Origin of the sequence: Herbaspirillum sp. GW103 (assembly GCF_000261365.1) — a bacterium.
Taxonomy (GTDB): Bacteria; Pseudomonadota; Gammaproteobacteria; order Burkholderiales; family Burkholderiaceae_D; genus Herbaspirillum.
This window is the reverse complement of record NZ_AJVC01000003.1, coordinates 1,294,671-1,310,710: the sequence shown is the minus strand read 5'-3', so window position 1 is coordinate 1,310,710 and position 16,040 is coordinate 1,294,671. Positions and strand designations below refer to the sequence as shown.

Annotated in this window: 11 protein-coding genes; 8 read left to right on the top strand and 3 right to left on the bottom strand. The window is 63.1% G+C overall.

Annotation, left to right across the window (positions count from 1 at the left end; translation table 11 throughout):
• Positions 1–324: 324 nt before the first annotated feature.
• Genes GWL_RS09380 through GWL_RS09370 form a run of 3 tightly spaced genes read left to right on the top strand, consistent with a single transcriptional unit; the run spans position 325 to position 3,627 of the window.
• Positions 325–1,929 carry an ATP-binding protein gene (locus tag GWL_RS09380; RefSeq protein WP_008329200.1) on the top strand — a complete coding sequence of 535 codons (1,605 nt, stop codon included), beginning with the start codon at positions 325–327 and terminating at the stop codon, positions 1,927–1,929.
• Between the two features lie 49 nt (positions 1,930–1,978).
• Positions 1,979–2,443: a response regulator gene (locus GWL_RS09375; RefSeq protein WP_008329193.1), complete on the top strand. Its 465-nt coding sequence runs from the start codon at positions 1,979–1,981 to the stop codon at positions 2,441–2,443.
• Entirely contained in the window at positions 2,440–3,627 is a 1,188-nt protein-coding gene (locus tag GWL_RS09370; RefSeq protein WP_008329191.1) for a hybrid sensor histidine kinase/response regulator, read from the top strand. Before GWL_RS09375 ends, GWL_RS09370 begins: the two co-directional genes overlap by 4 nt.
• Before the next feature lie 51 nt (positions 3,628–3,678).
• On the opposite strand, the gene GWL_RS09365 is transcribed toward GWL_RS09370, so the two are convergent.
• Positions 3,679–5,871 (bottom strand): ATP-binding protein, encoded by a 2,193-nt coding sequence (locus GWL_RS09365; RefSeq protein ID WP_008329188.1) that lies wholly within the window; start codon positions 5,869–5,871, stop codon positions 3,679–3,681.
• A gap of 588 nt (positions 5,872–6,459) precedes the next feature.
• Here GWL_RS09365 and GWL_RS23360 point away from each other — a divergent pair.
• The 3 genes from GWL_RS23360 to GWL_RS09355 all read left to right on the top strand — a co-directional run bounded on the left by GWL_RS23360 (position 6,460) and on the right by GWL_RS09355 (position 11,179).
• Entirely contained in the window at positions 6,460–6,630 is a 171-nt protein-coding gene (locus tag GWL_RS23360; protein WP_157174219.1) for a hypothetical protein, read from the top strand.
• A gap of 13 nt (positions 6,631–6,643) precedes the next feature.
• Positions 6,644–7,006 (top strand): hypothetical protein, encoded by a 363-nt coding sequence (locus GWL_RS09360; RefSeq protein WP_008329186.1) that lies wholly within the window; start codon positions 6,644–6,646, stop codon positions 7,004–7,006.
• Between the two features lie 372 nt (positions 7,007–7,378).
• Positions 7,379–11,179: a PAS domain S-box protein gene (locus GWL_RS09355; protein ID WP_008329176.1), complete on the top strand. Its 3,801-nt coding sequence runs from the start codon at positions 7,379–7,381 to the stop codon at positions 11,177–11,179.
• Between the two features lie 16 nt (positions 11,180–11,195).
• Here the strand turns inward: GWL_RS09355 and GWL_RS09350 are convergent, their stop codons facing one another.
• Both GWL_RS09350 and GWL_RS22725 read right to left on the bottom strand, forming a co-directional pair.
• The gene (locus GWL_RS09350; RefSeq protein ID WP_008329175.1) at positions 11,196–11,810 is read right to left on the bottom strand and encodes a hypothetical protein; all 615 of its coding nucleotides are present in this window, start codon (positions 11,808–11,810) and stop codon (positions 11,196–11,198) included.
• Positions 11,811–11,812: 2 nt separating this feature from the next.
• Entirely contained in the window at positions 11,813–12,286 is a 474-nt protein-coding gene (locus GWL_RS22725; protein WP_008329173.1) for a PAAR domain-containing protein, read from the bottom strand.
• A 246-nt stretch (positions 12,287–12,532) separates the two neighbouring features.
• Here GWL_RS22725 and GWL_RS09340 point away from each other — a divergent pair, with 246 nt between their 5' ends.
• Both GWL_RS09340 and GWL_RS09335 read left to right on the top strand, forming a co-directional pair.
• Entirely contained in the window at positions 12,533–14,704 is a 2,172-nt protein-coding gene (locus GWL_RS09340) for a TonB-dependent siderophore receptor (protein ID WP_008329171.1), read from the top strand.
• A 66-nt stretch (positions 14,705–14,770) separates the two neighbouring features.
• On the top strand, positions 14,771–16,021 hold the full coding sequence (locus GWL_RS09335) for a PepSY domain-containing protein (protein ID WP_008329169.1): 1,251 nt from the start codon (positions 14,771–14,773) through the stop codon (positions 16,019–16,021).
• Positions 16,022–16,040: the final 19 nt, after the last annotated feature.

Here is a 16,040-nt window from a genome sequence, read left to right as displayed (position 1 = left end):
CCCGTCCCGACAGCGCGTTGCCGGGCTTGTGTATGGTCCTTGCCAGGGTCTGCACGCGCGGGCATAGTGTGAGTTTATAATCGCACGTAACAAGCGATTACCCTGAAAGTACGCGCCAGGTCCGCAGCTCTTCGGTCAACAGGACCGCGCAGTCAGGGGTGTGCGCAGGACAGAACAACAAGGAAATGTCGAAGGGGGCGCACTGCAGGTCAGGCCCGTTGCGGTCCGAGCTACCCACCCATGTGCGGGGAGCGCTCGGGGACGTGACGGCGCTTGATCGATGGCTTTGCACCGTAACAATGATCATGAAGCGGGCGAACGCACATGAGATTGCTGACCAAGGGCTTGTTGATCGTTGCCATACCAAGCCTGTTTGAAGTGCTGCTGCTGGGGGCGCTGTTCAAGTCACAGGCCGATGCCGAGGATGCCGAGCGCTGGGCCTCGCACTCTCTGCAGGTGATGAACAAGGCCGCCGAGCTGCGCGAGCCCATGCTGCTGGAGGCCGCGCGCATCCGCAATGCGGTCCTGCTGGACCAGCCCGATACGCTCAGCCGGGGCGACCTGTGGGCCGACATCGAGGTCAGGGCTGGCGAACTGGCGCGCCTGGTGGCGGACAACCCCGTGCAGGGCGATACCCTGCGCGCGGTGCACGAATCCATCGCACGCTACCGTGCTTGGGACGACGGTGCCCGCCAGCGCCTGATGCGAGGCCAGCGCGATGATCTGATCCGCCAGTTGCGTGATGAGCAGGGACCGCACCGGCTCTCCGAATTTCTCGTTCTGCTGGGCAACTTCATATCCGAAGAGCGGCGTCTGGGGGCAGCGCGCCAGCAGCGCCTGCAGGAGGCACGCCATTCGCAGACCTGGCTGCTGGTTCTGGCAGTGCTGGGATCCATCGTCACGGCCGCCCTGGCTTCGCTGGCTTTCACGCGCAGCATCAGCAGTCGTATCGCGGTATTGACCGCCAATGCCCGCCACCTGGCCGATGGTCAGCCACTGGCTGCACGCGTGGGCGGCAATGATGAAATCTGCCTGCTTGACGACGCCCTGCATCGCAGTCACGAACGCCTCACCGAAGCCGCCCGCCAGGCCCAGGGGTATCGCGAGGAACTGGAACAACGCGCCCGCGAGCTGGCCGACGTCAACAGCGACCTGCGCCAGCAGACCCAGGACAACGAGATGTTCATCTACAGCGTCTCGCATGACCTGCGTTCGCCGCTGGTCAACCTGCAGGGCTTCAGCAAGGAAATCGGCCATGCCACGCACGAGCTGCTGAACGAAGTGGATCGCCTGACCTTGCCCGAGCCGGACCGGCAGCGCCTGCGCGCGCTTGTCGAGGACGACCTCCAGGCATCGCTGCGCTTCATACAGAATGCAGTGACACGCTCGTCGGGCATCATCGATGCCATGTTGCGACTCTCGCGCGCAGGGCGGGTGGAATACCAGCCGGTCATGCTGGATATGCACGCCATCGTCCAGCGCATCGTCGCTGCGATGAGCGGCAGCATTCGTACCAAGTCAGCCCGGGTGGACATCGAGCCCGATCTGCCTCCGGCCTATGGCGATCCGACTTCGGTAGAGCAGGTATTGGGCAACCTGGTCGGCAATGCCGTCAATTACCTGGATCCGTCCCGCCCCGGTCACATCATCATCGGCCACCTGCCGCAGCCCGACAGCGTGGTGGCGGCTCCCAGCCTGGTGACCTATTTCGTGCGCGACAACGGGCTGGGGATTCCCGCGGCCTACATGGACAAGATGTTCATCGCCTTCCAGCGTCTGCACGGCAATGCCGCCAAGGGCGAGGGCATCGGACTGGCACTGGTCAAGCGGGTGGTGGAACGGCATGGCGGGCGCATCTGGGTGGAATCGGTCGAGGGCCAGGGCAGTTGTTTCTATGTCGCCTTGCCGGCTCGTCCGCCGGTGTTCTGAAGGTGGTGCGGACAAACACGGATTACGCAACGGACAAGGGGAAAACAAGATGGCCACAGAGCAGAGCGTCAACATCATCCTGGTCGAAGACGACGACGGCCATGCGGTACTGGTCGAGAAGAACCTGCGGCGCGCCGGACTGGTCAACGGTTTCCAGCGCCTGCGCGATGGCCAGGAAGCGCTGGATTTCTTCTTTGGCGGCGATCTGGCCCGCGCCGACCTGCAGCAGGTGGTGGTACTGCTGGATGTGAACATGCCACGCGTCAATGGTGTGGAGGTGCTGCGACGCATGAAGCAGGCAGCGGCCACCGCGGCCATTCCGGTCATCATGCTCACTACCACGGATGATCCGCGTGAAATCGCGCATTGCTATGACGTGGGCTGCAATGTCTACATCACCAAGCCGGTCGAATACGATGACTTCATCGAAGCTGTGCGGCGCCTGGGCTTCTTCCTGCAGGTGGTCAAGTTGCCGGTGCCGGGTGCGGTGGTGCGTGAGCCTGAGTCACGATGACGATCACAAGCGCGCACGTGCTGGTACTGGAGGATGACGAAGGCTTGCTGGCGCTGGCCAGCCGGGTCCTCCAGAAGCAGGGCTACCGCGTCACTGCGGTGGCCGATGCCGAGTCCGCCCAGGCGGCCGTGCAGCAGGCTGTTCCTGACCTGCTCATCGTGGACTACCAACTGCAGGCCCCTGACAGCGGGCTGGACTTCTTCCGCAGTCTGCGTGCGGCGGGGAAGGATATTCCGACCATCATGGTCTCGGGCTTTTCGGACGAATTGCACATCATCGAAGCTTGGCGGGCAGGCGTGGCCGATGTGCTGCCCAAGACCAGCGATTATCTCGACCACCTGCCGCAGATCGTGCAGCGCGTACTGGCGCAGCAAAGGCAGGCACAAGCCGCAGGGCAAGCCTGGGACGGGGTGCAGCAACTGCAACAGCTGCAACAGCTGCAACAGGAGTGCGCAATGCTGCGAGCCTCGGCAGCCTCCGACCGCGCGGAAATCGAACGCCTGCGCAGCGCACACGAAACCTTCCTTGCTACGCTCTCACACGAACTGCGCACGCCCCTCAATGCCATCCTCGGCTGGACCGGCTATCTGCTGCATCACGCTGCCGACCCCGCCACGGTGCAGAAGGGCGTGCAGGTGATCGACCGCAATGCCAGGCTGCAATCACTGTGGGTGGAAGAGCTGCTCGATAGCAACCGGATCCTGTTGGGCACGGTGCCGCTGGCGACTGCGCCGGTGCACCTGGCCGAGCTGATCCGCGATGCCATCACGGCTGCCGAGGGCCCCGCGGCGGACAAGCAGATCGCCCTGCGCGCCGAGTCGGCGGCAGTGACCGTGCTGGGGGATGTCGGGCGCTTGCGGCAAGTGCTGGGCCGGCTGCTGATGAATGCCATCCGCTTCACGCCGCCCCAGGGCCGGGTGTTGCTGTGCCTGCACCGCAGGGAGCATGCAATCGAACTGGAGATACGCGATAGCGGCCGGGGGCTGACACCGGCCGAGCTGGAGAGCCTGTTTCCGTCGGCGCCCGAGAGTGGCGCGATCCGGGGCGATATGGTCGCATCAACAGCAGCCCCGGGACTGGCCGTGGCAGGCCGACTGGTGGCGCTGCACGGGGGGCGTCTGCGTGCTGCCAGCGCCGGTCCCGGACAGGGGGCCAGTTTTTTTGTGAGCCTGCCGCTGGCTTAGGGGGTGCTCACGTTAAATCTCGCGCAGATTGAATGTGAACAGGCCCTGGCCCTACACAATGGGCAGAGTGACCGTGAAGGTGATGATGTGGTTGTCGCAGTGGACGACGATCTTGCCGCCATGGCCGCTGATGATTTCGCTGACGATGTACAGCCCCAGGCCCAGGCCGCGGGCATTGCGCTGGTTGCCCATCGACTCCTTCTTGTAGGGCTTGAACATGTGCTCGCGCACGGCAGCCGGGATCGCCGGGCCATGATTGGAGACCGAAATGGTCAGCATGTCGTCGCGACGAAACACGATCAGGGTCGAGGGCTTGCCGATCTCGCCATGATGGCGCGTGTTCGACAGCAGGTTGGAGACCACCTGGCTGATGCGGTCGCCATCGACCTCGATTTCGCCGCAATCTTCCGCTTCGAGGATGATCTCGTTGTCGGGGTAGGCCATGCGCGCTTCGTTGACGATTTCGGTGACCATCTTGCACACGTCCACCGGGCGGCGCTGGATATCCAGCCCCATGCCGCTTTGCAGGCGACTGATGTCGAGCACCTGGGAGATCAGGCGGTGCATGCGGCTCGATGAGGAGGAGATGCGCTTGCTCAGGTTGGAGCTTGAAGGCGAATGCTCGCGCACCTCGATCATGCGCGCGGCCATCATGATGGCCTGCAGCGGATCGCGCAGGTCATGGCCCAGCGTGGCCAGCAGGGTCTCGCGGGCGCGCTTGATCATGTTTTCGTTGGACAGCGCCACTTCCTGGAAGTCCAGGCGCAACTGGCTGGCGATTTCGGTTTCGGTGTTTTCCCAGGGCAGGCTCTTGCCGCGTACGGTTTCCTTCCAGACGGCGAAGGAGCCGCGTGGCGTCAGCCGGGGTCCCAGTGGGCCGATGCTGTATTTCTTTTCAGGATTGCCGCCCCAGCGCACGTCTTCCACCTGCTCGGTACGGAACCAGAAGGCATAGCCGTCCTGCTCACGATAGAAGCGCACCGCCAGCACGCCGCAGATATCGCCCAGTGCTCCCTTGAGTGCCGGTACGTCGGCGCCCAGCGCACTGGTGGAAAAATAATCGCCCGGCTCGTTTTCGTTGAGCCAGTTGATGAGAGCGTTGACGCCTTCCCGGGTAGGGGCCTTGCCAAATACCTGGGTCTTGCGATCCAGAGTAATGGCTCCGCCATGGGCATTCATCAGTCGCAGGAAGCCCTCATGATCGGCGGCCAGGGCCAGCACGATGTCTTCCCGGTCGGTGACCTGGGCCACGATCTGGCGGCGCAGGTCGGCGCTGTACTCCAGGGCGCGGGCACGCTCGCCGTTGAGATTTCGTTCCACCAGCGCGCTGACGAATTGCGAGAGCAACTGACACGACATGCGTACCGCGTGCGGTACCAGGTGCGGACTCATGTGGTGGCAGGCGATCAGGCCCCACAGCCGTTCGCCGATCACGATCGACAGGCTCATGGAAGCACCCACGCCCATGTTGCCGAGGTACTCGACATGCACGGGCGAGACGCTGCGCAACATGCTGTGGCTCAGGTCCAGCGCACGGCCGGTGAGCGGGTTGTGGTCCGGTTCCAGCGCCACGGTGGGCGCGCTCACGTCGGCGATCAGGCGGATCGGATTGATCACGTACAGACGCCGCGCCTGGGCCGGAATGTCGCTGGCCGGATAGCGCTGGCCGAGGAAGGGTTCGAGGTCCTCGCGCTTGTGTTCGGCGATGACTTCGCCACTGTCGTCATGCAGGAAGCGGTAGGCCATCACGCGGTCGAAGCCGGTGATGCGGGCAATCTCGTCCACGGCCAGGGCCAGGAGATCTTCCACGCCGGGTTGGCGCTGGATGCGCTGGATGGCCTGGTGCGCGGCCAGGGCAAAGGCCTCCAGCGACAGCGCATCCGAGGGACGCTGTTCGAATTCGGCGATGAGCACGCCCTCGGACTTGTGGGTGACCAGGTCGAAGGCCCCGGAATCCAGGGTGATCATGCGAGAGTCGACATAGCCCTGCCGGTCTTGCAGCGCCGACTGAATCACTGCACGGGCCGCGGCATTGAGGTGCTCTGCCGCCAGCGGCTGTCCGACCTCGGGCAGCTCGCCCAGCAGTGCAGCAGCATTGGCACTGCGCGTGGCCAGCCGGCCCTCGGGCGTGAAGCACAGGAGGGCGCCATGGTTCTGGATGGAACCGGGAATGTGGATCGGTTCCTGATCACAATTGCTCAGATCGACCGGTCGCCGGCGGCTTGCGTGATACGGATTGCTCATGCACTGCTTTCTCGATGCTGCAGCAGCAGGGCATCGAACTGCCGGCGCATCGATGATCGATGGTTGCGCCAGCAAGTTGGAGGGGGAGAAGAGAGCGGCATCCGGGAGACCCGTGTCTCCGGTCCGGTAGCCAAGGGCTGCGGCGGAGAATGATGCACATTCTTGGCTTCGGGAAAGCCTGATTATAGGCGTCATCGCAAGCCCGCGCGCAGGCGGCATGACAATTAATTCGTCGCCTCACCCGCCGGGCGATCCGTCTAGTCTCGTCAGGGGGGCTCTTTCGCTTTGTCCTACAAATCAATCCGGCGCCGTCCGATAGGACTCATCCGTAACCTGGTTCTAAGATCACCAAAACTCGCAGAAACAACGCGGCACCATTGGACTCGTCGCTGGATGGAGCAGCCGTCGTGGATGCCGCATGGGAAAAGAAAGCCCGGTCCTGCGCTGTCATCGAGCCGAAACGACAATTCATGCGCGCGTCCGCTGCATCAAGCTCTTCCAGTTTGGCGCCACGCGGCTAAAATGAAGTGTCATCAGAAGGTGCAGACAGCATGGCGACCTGGGCGTACATCAGGGAGCGAACACCCCATGCTGTCGATGAAACACAGGGAAGAAACCGATCGCGGCGTCGGCCAGACGACGCGCCCGGTCGGTCAGTGGCAATGCGAACGCCGGCACGTGTGGGCCCGACGCAGTGCCGCACAGGACAAGCTGACGTTGCAACCAGCCTGGCGCAAGCGGTCCGCGCCGGATCTTTGAGCAGGGTAGCCTCATGGACAAGTCTGATTCCACCCATCCTTACGATCCTCTGATCGCCATTGCACAAGGCGACTGGAGCGCATATCGCAACCATATCGCCGCGCAGTCCCAGGCGGACGCCGAACCGCCGCCGGCCTGTCCCGAGCCCGCACAGGACAGCGCAGGACCGCCGTTGCACGGCGAGGAGGACATCCTGGCTTACCGGCGCCGCTGTGCCCGTGCCTACATCGGCATGAACGGGCGCCTGGGCGGGCGGGCCTATCGCGCCAATGAACCGGTGATCCTGACTCAGGAAGCGGTGCAGGAGCTGGCCGAACTGAACCGTCTGCTGCGCGAGGAACGGGCGCAGAAAAAGAAGAGCCGCTCAGACAGCTGAATCACACCCCGCCAGTCACATGCAGGCTTTGCGAAAAAGCACCCTGTGCAGGGACATGGGCGTGTAGGTGCGTGGCGCAATTTCGTGTAGGAAAGCAGGAAGTCTGCGCTCACGCTTGTGCCGAGCGGGGTTGCGGCCGACGGCTGGTTTGCCGTCGGTTGAGAGCGCCTCCGGAAGCGGCATGGGCTTCCCGTATAATCACCGGCGGCACGCAGCAGGTGCGCCGGGCGTTCGCGCCCCTCGGCAAGCGCCTGCTCCAAGCGGATGCGAACAACAATGAAGGGACCCGCGGGAGGATGACGGCGCAAGTCCGTCTTTCCCGCTCGACCGACCTCGGTGCTCAAAGCTAGGCTTAAAGGTAAGTTTCACGACATGGCAGACATTTCTTGGTTGCGCGGCACAGGCCTGGCCGCGCAGATCGTCACGGCAACCGATTGGACGGCAAGTCCCCTGGGAGCGCCGGCGCAATGGTCCCCGACCTTGCGTACCTCGCTCAACATCGCACTGCACTCGCCGCTGCCCAGTCTGCTGGTGTGGGGTGCGGCGCGCCAGATGCTCTACAACGACGCGTTCGCCGCCTGCATCGGAGCGGCCCATCCGGCGGCCTTCGGTACGCGCCTGAGTCAGTCGCCGCTCTGGCGTGGCGCGGCACGTCTGTGCGAGGCGGCGATTGGGGCGGCCTTCAATGGCCAGCAACAGCAGCTGCCGCGCGTGTCGCTGTTTGCCGATGCCAGCCCGACAGACGGTGGGGCCGGCCAATGGGATCTGTCCTGCCTGCCGGTGTGGGAAGACGCTGCGGAGGGTGAGCCGGCGCAGGTGGCCGGCGTGTTCTGTACGCTTGTGCGCGCCTCGGGCCTGGATACCGCACTGGCGCACACCGACATGTTGCGTGACCTGATGGAGCAATCGCCCAGTTTCAAGGCGATCGTGCGTGGTCCGCAGCACGTGTTCGAACGTGTCAATGGTGCCTACTTCAAGTTGTTCGGCGATCGCCCGGTGCTGGGCCTGCCGGCGCGCCAAGCGCTGCCGGAATTGCTGGACGAAAATCTTTACGAACTGCTGGACCGTGTCTACCAGACCGGCCAGACCTATACCGAACGCGGCGCACGTCTGTTCTTGCGACGCGAGCACCAGAGCGGCTTTGCGGGTGCGGTGCTGGACTTCGTGTTTCAGCCCATCAAGGGTGCCGATGGCCGGGTAGCCGGCATATTCATCGAGGGCAACGATGTCACCGAACGCTTCGTGGCCGAAGAGCGTCTGCGCATCGTCGATCGTGCTGGCGGAATCGGCATCTTCGAGTGGTTCCCGGTTTCCGGCAAGCTGGCGGTCTCGGACCGTTTCCGCCGCCTGTGGGGCCTGCCTGCCGAGGGCGAAGTGACTTCGCAGCAACTGGTGGACATGATCGATGAGGAATTCCACCCCAATCTCGGTACTTCTCGCATCAAGGAGGGCGGACCGCGCAATCCGCTCGAATACACCGAGTACCACATCACCCGCCCCGACGGCGAGCAGCGCTGGCTGGCGCGCAAGGGTGAGGTGGTGGAGGATGATCCACGTACCGGTTCACGCTATGTCGGGGTGGTCTTCGACGTCACTTCGCGCAAGCTCGTGGAGCAGGCACTGGCCGCTTCCGAAGCCAGCGTGCGCGCCAACAACGCCTTCGTGCGGCAATTGCTGGACTCGACCGACCAGGGCTTCTTCTCCATCGACCGCGATGGCATCGTCACGCTCTGCAATGCCGCCTTCCTGCAATTGCTGGGCTATGCCGGCGAGAAGGATGTGCTGGGGCGTTCCATCCATGAGGTGATCCTGACTACGGCTGACGACGGCACCGGTACGCGCGGCCAATGCGCCGTGCTCAAGGCCGCGCGAGAAGGGCTCGCGGCCCATGTGGAGAGCGAGGATTTCCTGCGTGTCGATGGCAGCAGTTTCCCCGTGCAGTACCAGGCCCATCCGGTATGGCAGGATGGCCAGCTGCAGGGAGCGCTGTGCACCTTCGTCGACCTGACCGAACGACGACGCGGACTGCAGGCCCTGTCATGGAGCGAGAACCGTCTCACTGCCATCTTCAACCAGGCCTCGGTGTGCTTCTCGGAGCTGGACCTGGAAGGCCGCTATCTGCGCGTGAACCAGGCACTGTGCCGTATGCTCGGACGCACCGAGGCCGAGATGCTGCAGATGACCCTGGCCGACGTCACCCATCCTGACGATGTGCCGATGAACATGACTCTGTTCAATCGCTGCATTACCGACGGCAGTTCCTTCACCCTGGAAAAGCGCTACCTGCGTCCGGATGGCAGTTCGTTCTGGGTCTCCAGCGACATCAGTCGCATCGTCGATGGCGAGGGCAGGCCGCAGGCCATGATCGCGGTGTCGACCGACATCACTGAACGCCGCCGTGCGGAAGACGCGTTGCGCGAACTCAACGATACGCTGGAGCAGCGTGTGGTCGAGGAAATCGTTGAGCGCAGTCGCGCCGAAGCAGCGTTGCGCCAGATGCAGAAGATGGAAGCGGTCGGCCAGCTCACCGGCGGTGTGGCGCATGACTTCAACAACGTATTGCAGATCATCGGCGGCAACCTGCAATTGCTGCAGACCGATCCGCGCCTGGACGACCGCAGCCGTCAGCGTGTGCGCACGGCCATCGGCGCGGTTGATCGCGGTGCCAAGCTGTCCTCGCAACTGCTGGCGTTCGCCCGCCGCCAGCCGCTGCAGCCACGCAGCATCAACCTGGAGCGGGTGGTGCAGAATATGGATGATCTGCTGCGCCGTGCCGTGGGTGAAAACATCGAGATTTCCACCGTCATTACGCATGACCTGTGGAACACCATGCTCGACCCCAACCAGGTCGAGAACCTCATCATCAACACCGCCATCAATTCGCGCGATGCGATGCCCAATGGCGGACGGCTCACCCTGCAGATCGACAACGTGCAGCTGAGTGATCCGGCCTTCCTCTCGCAGGCCGACCTGCAGCCGGGCGATTACGTGGAGCTGCAGATTTCCGACAATGGCGCCGGCATGTCGCCCGAGGTACGTGAGCGCGCCTTCGAACCTTTCTTCACGACCAAGCGCGAAGGCGAGGGCACCGGGCTGGGCCTGTCGATGGCCTATGGCTTCGTCAAGCAGAGCAGGGGCCACATCAGCCTGCACAGTGAAGCGGGCAAGGGCACCACGATCCGCATCTACTTCCCGCGCTGCATCGATCAGGAAGTGCTGATCGACGACAACCGCGACATGGAGGTGCGCGGTGGTGACGAGACCATCCTGGTCGTTGAGGATGATCCCAATCTGCAGCTGACGGTGATCGATACCCTGTCCTCGCTGGGCTACCGGGTGCTCAAGGCCGACAATGGCGAGCGCGCCCTGGCCATCCTGCAGAGCGGCATTGCAGTGGACCTGATGTTTACCGATGTGGTCATGCCGGGCAGTGTCCCCGTGACCGAACTGGCACGTCAGGCGCGCCAGCTGTTGCCGGAGATCGAGATTCTGTTTACGTCCGGCTATCCGCGCGATGCCATTGTGCATGAAGGACGCCTGGATGCGGGGGTGGAGCTGCTTTCCAAGCCGTATCGCATCAACCAGCTGGCCCAGCGCATCCGGCAGATGCTCTCCAGCCGGGCCCATCGCATCGAGCTGGCCCAGCTCACGCGCGAGCGCGACCAGGCCAATGCCAGCGCCAGCCTGCATGTGCTCCCGGTGGGGGATCCCCAGCGCCAGCCCGAGGGACAGGACGCGCATTTCGAACAGGCCGACGCCGGGAGCGCCGCTGCCGCGACGGCAACACCTGCGATACCTGAGCCGACGGCGGCATCTTCCAGCGGATTGCGTCTGCTGGTGGTGGAAGACAACATCGATTCCCAGCAACTGGTGTGTGAATTGCTGGAGACGCTGGGCCACCAGGCACGCGGCGTGGTCAGTGCGGAAGATGCGCAGCAGGCCCTGGACGAGCAGAGTTTCGATGTGCTCTTCACTGACGTCAATCTGCCGGGCATGTCCGGGGTGGACCTGGCCAGGCACGCCCTGGAGCGGTTTCCGGAAATGTCGGTGATCTTCGCTTCCGGCTACGGCACCATGGTGGCGCGCAACGTCGGCTTTGCCTCGCACTCCCTGCCCAAACCTTACGATATCGATCAGTTGCAGGAGATCCTCAGCAGGATTGCCATGGCCTGAGGAGGGCGGGGCGGTGTCACGATGGTTTCCTGGGATAGAAATTTTTCCTGACCAGACGGCGCGACTTCTCCAGCGCCGCGAGCAGTTCCGCGGGAGTCACCGGGGTGGGTGGCCAGCGCGGATCATGCGCGAGGATGCCAATCAACTCAAGGACATCGGCAACGTTGGTCGAACATGAATTGTCGAGAATGCTGTAGCTGCTCCGGGTGCCATTGCTTTGAAGGATCAGCTGCCTGTCCAGTGCCACTCTTCGTTTGAGCTCGACGTCCAGCATCTGCTTTTCCTTTGCCGATAACCAAAGGACGAGGCCAACACTGTCGCGATAGCTTTGTCCTCTGATGCTCAGGATTTTGAGAGCCTTCTCGAGTTTGCCACCATTCATGTACACGGTTTTGCTCATGACCAGGTATTCGTCATGCGCGCGCAAGTAGACGGTTCCATCAATCATGATCGCCGCATGACCCCACTGCTCCCCACTGCCGGGCAGTCGTGTGTCGCCAATGATGACCTCGATGAACTCCCTCTTCACGGTGACGACCTTCTCGCCGACATCGGTCATCGGCGTCAGCGTCCGGGTAGCGACCTTGCGCAAGGTCTTGCCGGTCCTGGGCGAGCGCAGCGGGTTATCCATCGTCAGCCCTCCAGATAAATATCCACCTCCCACCGCTGCGCCGCCGTTGCAGTCATGTGGGTGCGGCCATGCGCGTCGGTGAGGCCGAACTGCGGCGCTCCGCCGGCGATCGACAAGGCATATTCGGCATGGGCAATCGGGTTGCCGTGCTGGTCGCGCAGGAGGTAACGATCGCCATAGCGGGTCTGTGCGGGCTGCGCCGTCGCCGTGAACTCATCCGCCGTGACCTGCCGCTGGGTCGCCTGCAGCACGGCACCGCATGAGGTCATCATCCCTTCCACCGCCACCTGACGCCCCAGATAGCGAAACTGCTCCGCGCCCTCGACAATGCTGAACACGCTGCGACATTGCGGGCAATAACCGCGATGCCCCACGCCGGCCATGGGCTTGCCAAACAGCGTGAAGTTGGAAAAGCCTTCCTGCACGATGCCGCCGTGAGAAGTGGGATCGCCTTGGCGGATGATGGCTCTGGCCATGTGCTGCTCCTCTTCATGGTTGAAACAACACGAAGGTAAGCCGAGTTGCGCGCTTGTTGCTTATAAGCTGAAAGAGATCAAGCGGAGTCCGAAGTTATTCCAAAGACTTTTCTCATTATTTCGAGACAGCGAAGCGGGCAGGGGTGAAGACTTGTCAGGAAACTTTCTTTTTTCCGTCATATTGCTTAAAATAAATAAGAACTATTATCGTTCGCATTAAAGTTAATCAATATGAAGAGGAAACCCTTGATCCAGTCGTCGCTGCGCGCTCGTCCCCGCGCCATGTATCGCGCCTTGCGCCCGGTTTTCATCAGCATGGCGCTGGCCGGCGCGCCTGCACTGGCGGTGGCGCAGGCGGTACAGACCGGCACTGCCGAGAGCGATGCCAATGACGCTGGCAGCGTGCAGTTGCCGACCGTGACCGTCTCCGCCACTGGCACAGGCGAGGCAACGCAGCACCTGCAAAGCCAGTCCAGCGCGGGTGCATTGGGATCGCGTTCGCTGCTGGAGACACCTTTCTCCGTCACCAGCATCACCGCTGCCGACCTGGCCGACAAGCAGGTCAACAAGCTTGGCGACCTGTTCTACAACGAGGCTTCGGTCAGCGACAACAGCGGTGGTTACAGTGCCTGGGCCTCCTACATCACCATTCGCGGCCTCCCTGCCGACTGGCAGAATTCCTTCCGCATCGATGGCAAGCCTTTCCTCGGCTATGGCATCACGTTGCCCTACGATCACTTCGAGCGGGTCGACCTGCTCAAGGGCTCGGCCGGCTTCATGTATGGATTCGGCTCGCCGGGCGGGGTACTCAACTACGTCACCAAGAAACCGACCGACACCCCCGTGCGCAGCGTCTCGGTGGGCTACACCAGCAACAGCATCTGGAGCGAGCACATCGACCTGGGCGGGCGCTTCGGCAACGACAACATGTTCGGTTATCGCCTCAACGTCACGCATGACCAGGGCCAGACCTTCAATGATGGCCACCTGCGCCGCAACTCGGCCTCGCTGACGCTGGACGGACGTCTGACGCGCGACCTGACCTGGGATTTCCAGGCCATCTGGCAGAACAGCAATTCCACCGACCAGACGCCGTCCTTCGTGACCAGCAGCCTGAGCGGCAGCGCGCTGCCCTCGGTAGTGAGCGGCAGCGACAAGACCCTGGCCGGCCCCGGCCAGCATCTGGACACCAACTTCCAGTTCTACCAGACCGGGTTGACCTATCGGCTCAACGCCGACTGGAAGGCCAACCTGAGTTACAGCCACAGCACGGCCAAGCGCTTCCGCAATGAAGACATCGCCATGCTCTCGGATGCGGCAGGCAACTATGCCGACTGGCGTTCCGACAGCCGCGAGGGCCATACCTTCGACCAGTGGCAGGCCATGCTGGAGGGCAATGCCCGCACCGGCGGCATCGACCATCAGTTGGTGCTGGGGGCGTCATGGCAGAAGCAGGTCAATGATTATTCGATCAGTTCGGTGTACCAGCAGATCGGCAGCGGCAATCTGTATGTGCCCAATACCAATGCCTACTACAGCAACACCGGCCTGCAGACCTATCACAACGCCATCATCAGCCAGCAGGCGATCTTTGCCAGCGATACGCTGAACTTCTCGGAACGCTGGTCACTGCTGGCCGGTGGCCGCTACAACCAGTTCAAGCAGGACAACTTCACCACCGCCGGTGCACTCAGTTCGCGTTACGACAAGTCGGCCCTGACGCCGACAGTCGCCCTCATGTTCAAGCCCGAGCGCAATACCACCCTCTACACCAGCTATGTGGAATCGCTGGAGCAGGGCGGTGTCCCCGGCGTGACCAACACCAACTACGGCAGCCAGTTGAAGCCGCTCAAGAGCAAGCAATATGAGGTCGGCGCCAAGACCGATCAGCAGAACTGGAGCGCCACCGCCGCGCTGTTCCGCATCGAGCGGGCTTCCGAATACACGCGCAATGGCGCGCTGGTGCAGGATGGCCAGTCCAACTACCAGGGCCTGGAGCTGGGCGCGGCCTATCGCCCGACGGCACGGTGGCTGGTCGCAGGCAGCCTGATGCTGCTCGATGCCAAGTACGACCAGGGCAATACCTACAACGGCAACCGTGTGGCCGGTGCACCGCGCAACATGGCCACGGCCCGGGTGTCCTACCTGGTGCCGCAGGTGGCCGGCCTGAAGCTGTCGGCCGATGCCAAGTTCACCGGCAGCACCATGGTGCGTGCAGCCAATGACATTGAACTGGCCAGTTACACCCTGTTCAATCTGGGTGCCAGCTACACCACGCGCATCGGGCAACACGACACGACCTTCCGGGCGTCCGTCAACAATCTGCTGGACAAGCGCTACTGGCAATACCAGTACGAGAACTACATCAAGCCGGGTGACCCGCGTACCTTCAGCGTGTCGGCCAAGGTCGATTTCTGACCCGGTCATGGTCGCCTTCCGAGCAGCCCCTGAATCACTCCGCCATCTAGCCAGGTAAGTCAGCCCATGCGTGCAATTCTCGTCCTCCTCCATCGCTGGTTCGGCCTGGCCGTGGCCGTGTTCCTGTTCATCGCCGGCGTGACCGGCGCGTTGATCTCCTGGGATCACGAACTGGATGCCTGGCTCAATCCGCAACTGTTCCATGCCCGCAGCGCCGACCGCCCCGACGCCGGGCCGCCGTTGCCGGGCCTGGAACTGGCACGGCGCGTGGAAGCTGCCGAGCCCGCCTTGCGCGTGACCTATGTGCTCACCGAGGCCGAACCCGGTCACACCATCAGCATGATGGTCGAGCCACGCCTGGATCCGGCTACCGGCAAGCTGCCGGTGCTGGATTACAACCAGATCGCGGTCGATCCGGTCACCGGCGACATACAGGGGCGCCGCATGTGGGGCGCGATCTCGCTGGCGCGGGAAAACCTGCTGCCCTTCCTCTACAAGCTGCACTACACGATGCACCTGCCGGACGTGGGCGGCATCGAGACCGGCATCTGGCTCATGGGCATCATCGGCATCGTGTGGACACTGGATTGCTTCATTGCGCTCTATCTGTCTTTCCCCAACTGGCGCAGCTGGCGCAAGTCGCTGGCCTTCCGCTGGCGCGAGGGCGGACACAAGCTCAATTTCGATCTGCATCGCTCGGGCGGTGTCTGGATCTGGGGCTTGCTGCTGATACTGGCGGTGACCTCGGTGTCGATGAACCTGGAGCGCCAGGTCATGCGTCCCATCCTGCAGAGCGTTTCCACGCTGAGCGCCGGCCCCTTCGATACGCGCACCCCGATCGCGCCCGACAAAGTGCCGGAGCCGCGTATTTCACGCGAACAGGCCGTGGCCCTGGGGCGCGCGCAAGGACAGAAGCTGGGGCTGACCGAGCCGGTCGGCGGGGTCTTCTATTCGGGCATGTTTGGCGTCTATGGGGTGGGTTTCTTCCAGCCTGGCAACGACCATGGCGATGTGGGGCTGGGCAATGCCTGGCTGTATTTCGATGCCATGAGCGGCGCCTATGAAGGCGGCAAGATTCCCGGTCGCGGCAGTGCCGGCGATATCTTCCTGCAGGCCCAGTTCCCGCTGCATTCGGGCCGCATTCTCGGGCTGACCGGACGCGTGCTGATTTCCTTGATGGGCGTGCTGGTGGCGATGTTGTCGGTGACTGGCGTGATCATCTGGGTGCGCAAGCGCCGTGCGCGCCTGCAACAGCGTGATCGTCTGGCCGCCCAAAAGACACCGGCCCGCGAGGGGCCGGTGGTGCAAGCGCGCTGACTCAGCGCAGGTCATGCTG

Excerpts from the sequence above, each read along its gene's own strand:
- GWL_RS09380 (WP_008329200.1), top strand. The coding sequence starts at position 325 with ATGAGATTGCTGACCAAGGGCTTGTTGATCGTTGCCATACCAAGCCTG.
- GWL_RS09375 (WP_008329193.1), top strand. The coding sequence starts at position 1,979 with ATGGCCACAGAGCAGAGCGTCAACATCATCCTGGTCGAAGACGACGAC.
- GWL_RS09370 (WP_008329191.1), top strand. The coding sequence starts at position 2,440 with ATGACGATCACAAGCGCGCACGTGCTGGTACTGGAGGATGACGAAGGC.
- GWL_RS09365 (WP_008329188.1), bottom strand. The coding sequence starts at position 5,871 with ATGAGCAATCCGTATCACGCAAGCCGCCGGCGACCGGTCGATCTGAGC.
- GWL_RS23360 (WP_157174219.1), top strand. The coding sequence starts at position 6,460 with ATGCTGTCGATGAAACACAGGGAAGAAACCGATCGCGGCGTCGGCCAG.
- GWL_RS09360 (WP_008329186.1), top strand. The coding sequence starts at position 6,644 with ATGGACAAGTCTGATTCCACCCATCCTTACGATCCTCTGATCGCCATT.
- GWL_RS09355 (WP_008329176.1), top strand. The coding sequence starts at position 7,379 with ATGGCAGACATTTCTTGGTTGCGCGGCACAGGCCTGGCCGCGCAGATC.
- GWL_RS09350 (WP_008329175.1), bottom strand. The coding sequence starts at position 11,810 with ATGGATAACCCGCTGCGCTCGCCCAGGACCGGCAAGACCTTGCGCAAG.
- GWL_RS22725 (WP_008329173.1), bottom strand. The coding sequence starts at position 12,286 with ATGGCCAGAGCCATCATCCGCCAAGGCGATCCCACTTCTCACGGCGGC.
- GWL_RS09335 (WP_008329169.1), top strand. The coding sequence starts at position 14,771 with ATGCGTGCAATTCTCGTCCTCCTCCATCGCTGGTTCGGCCTGGCCGTG.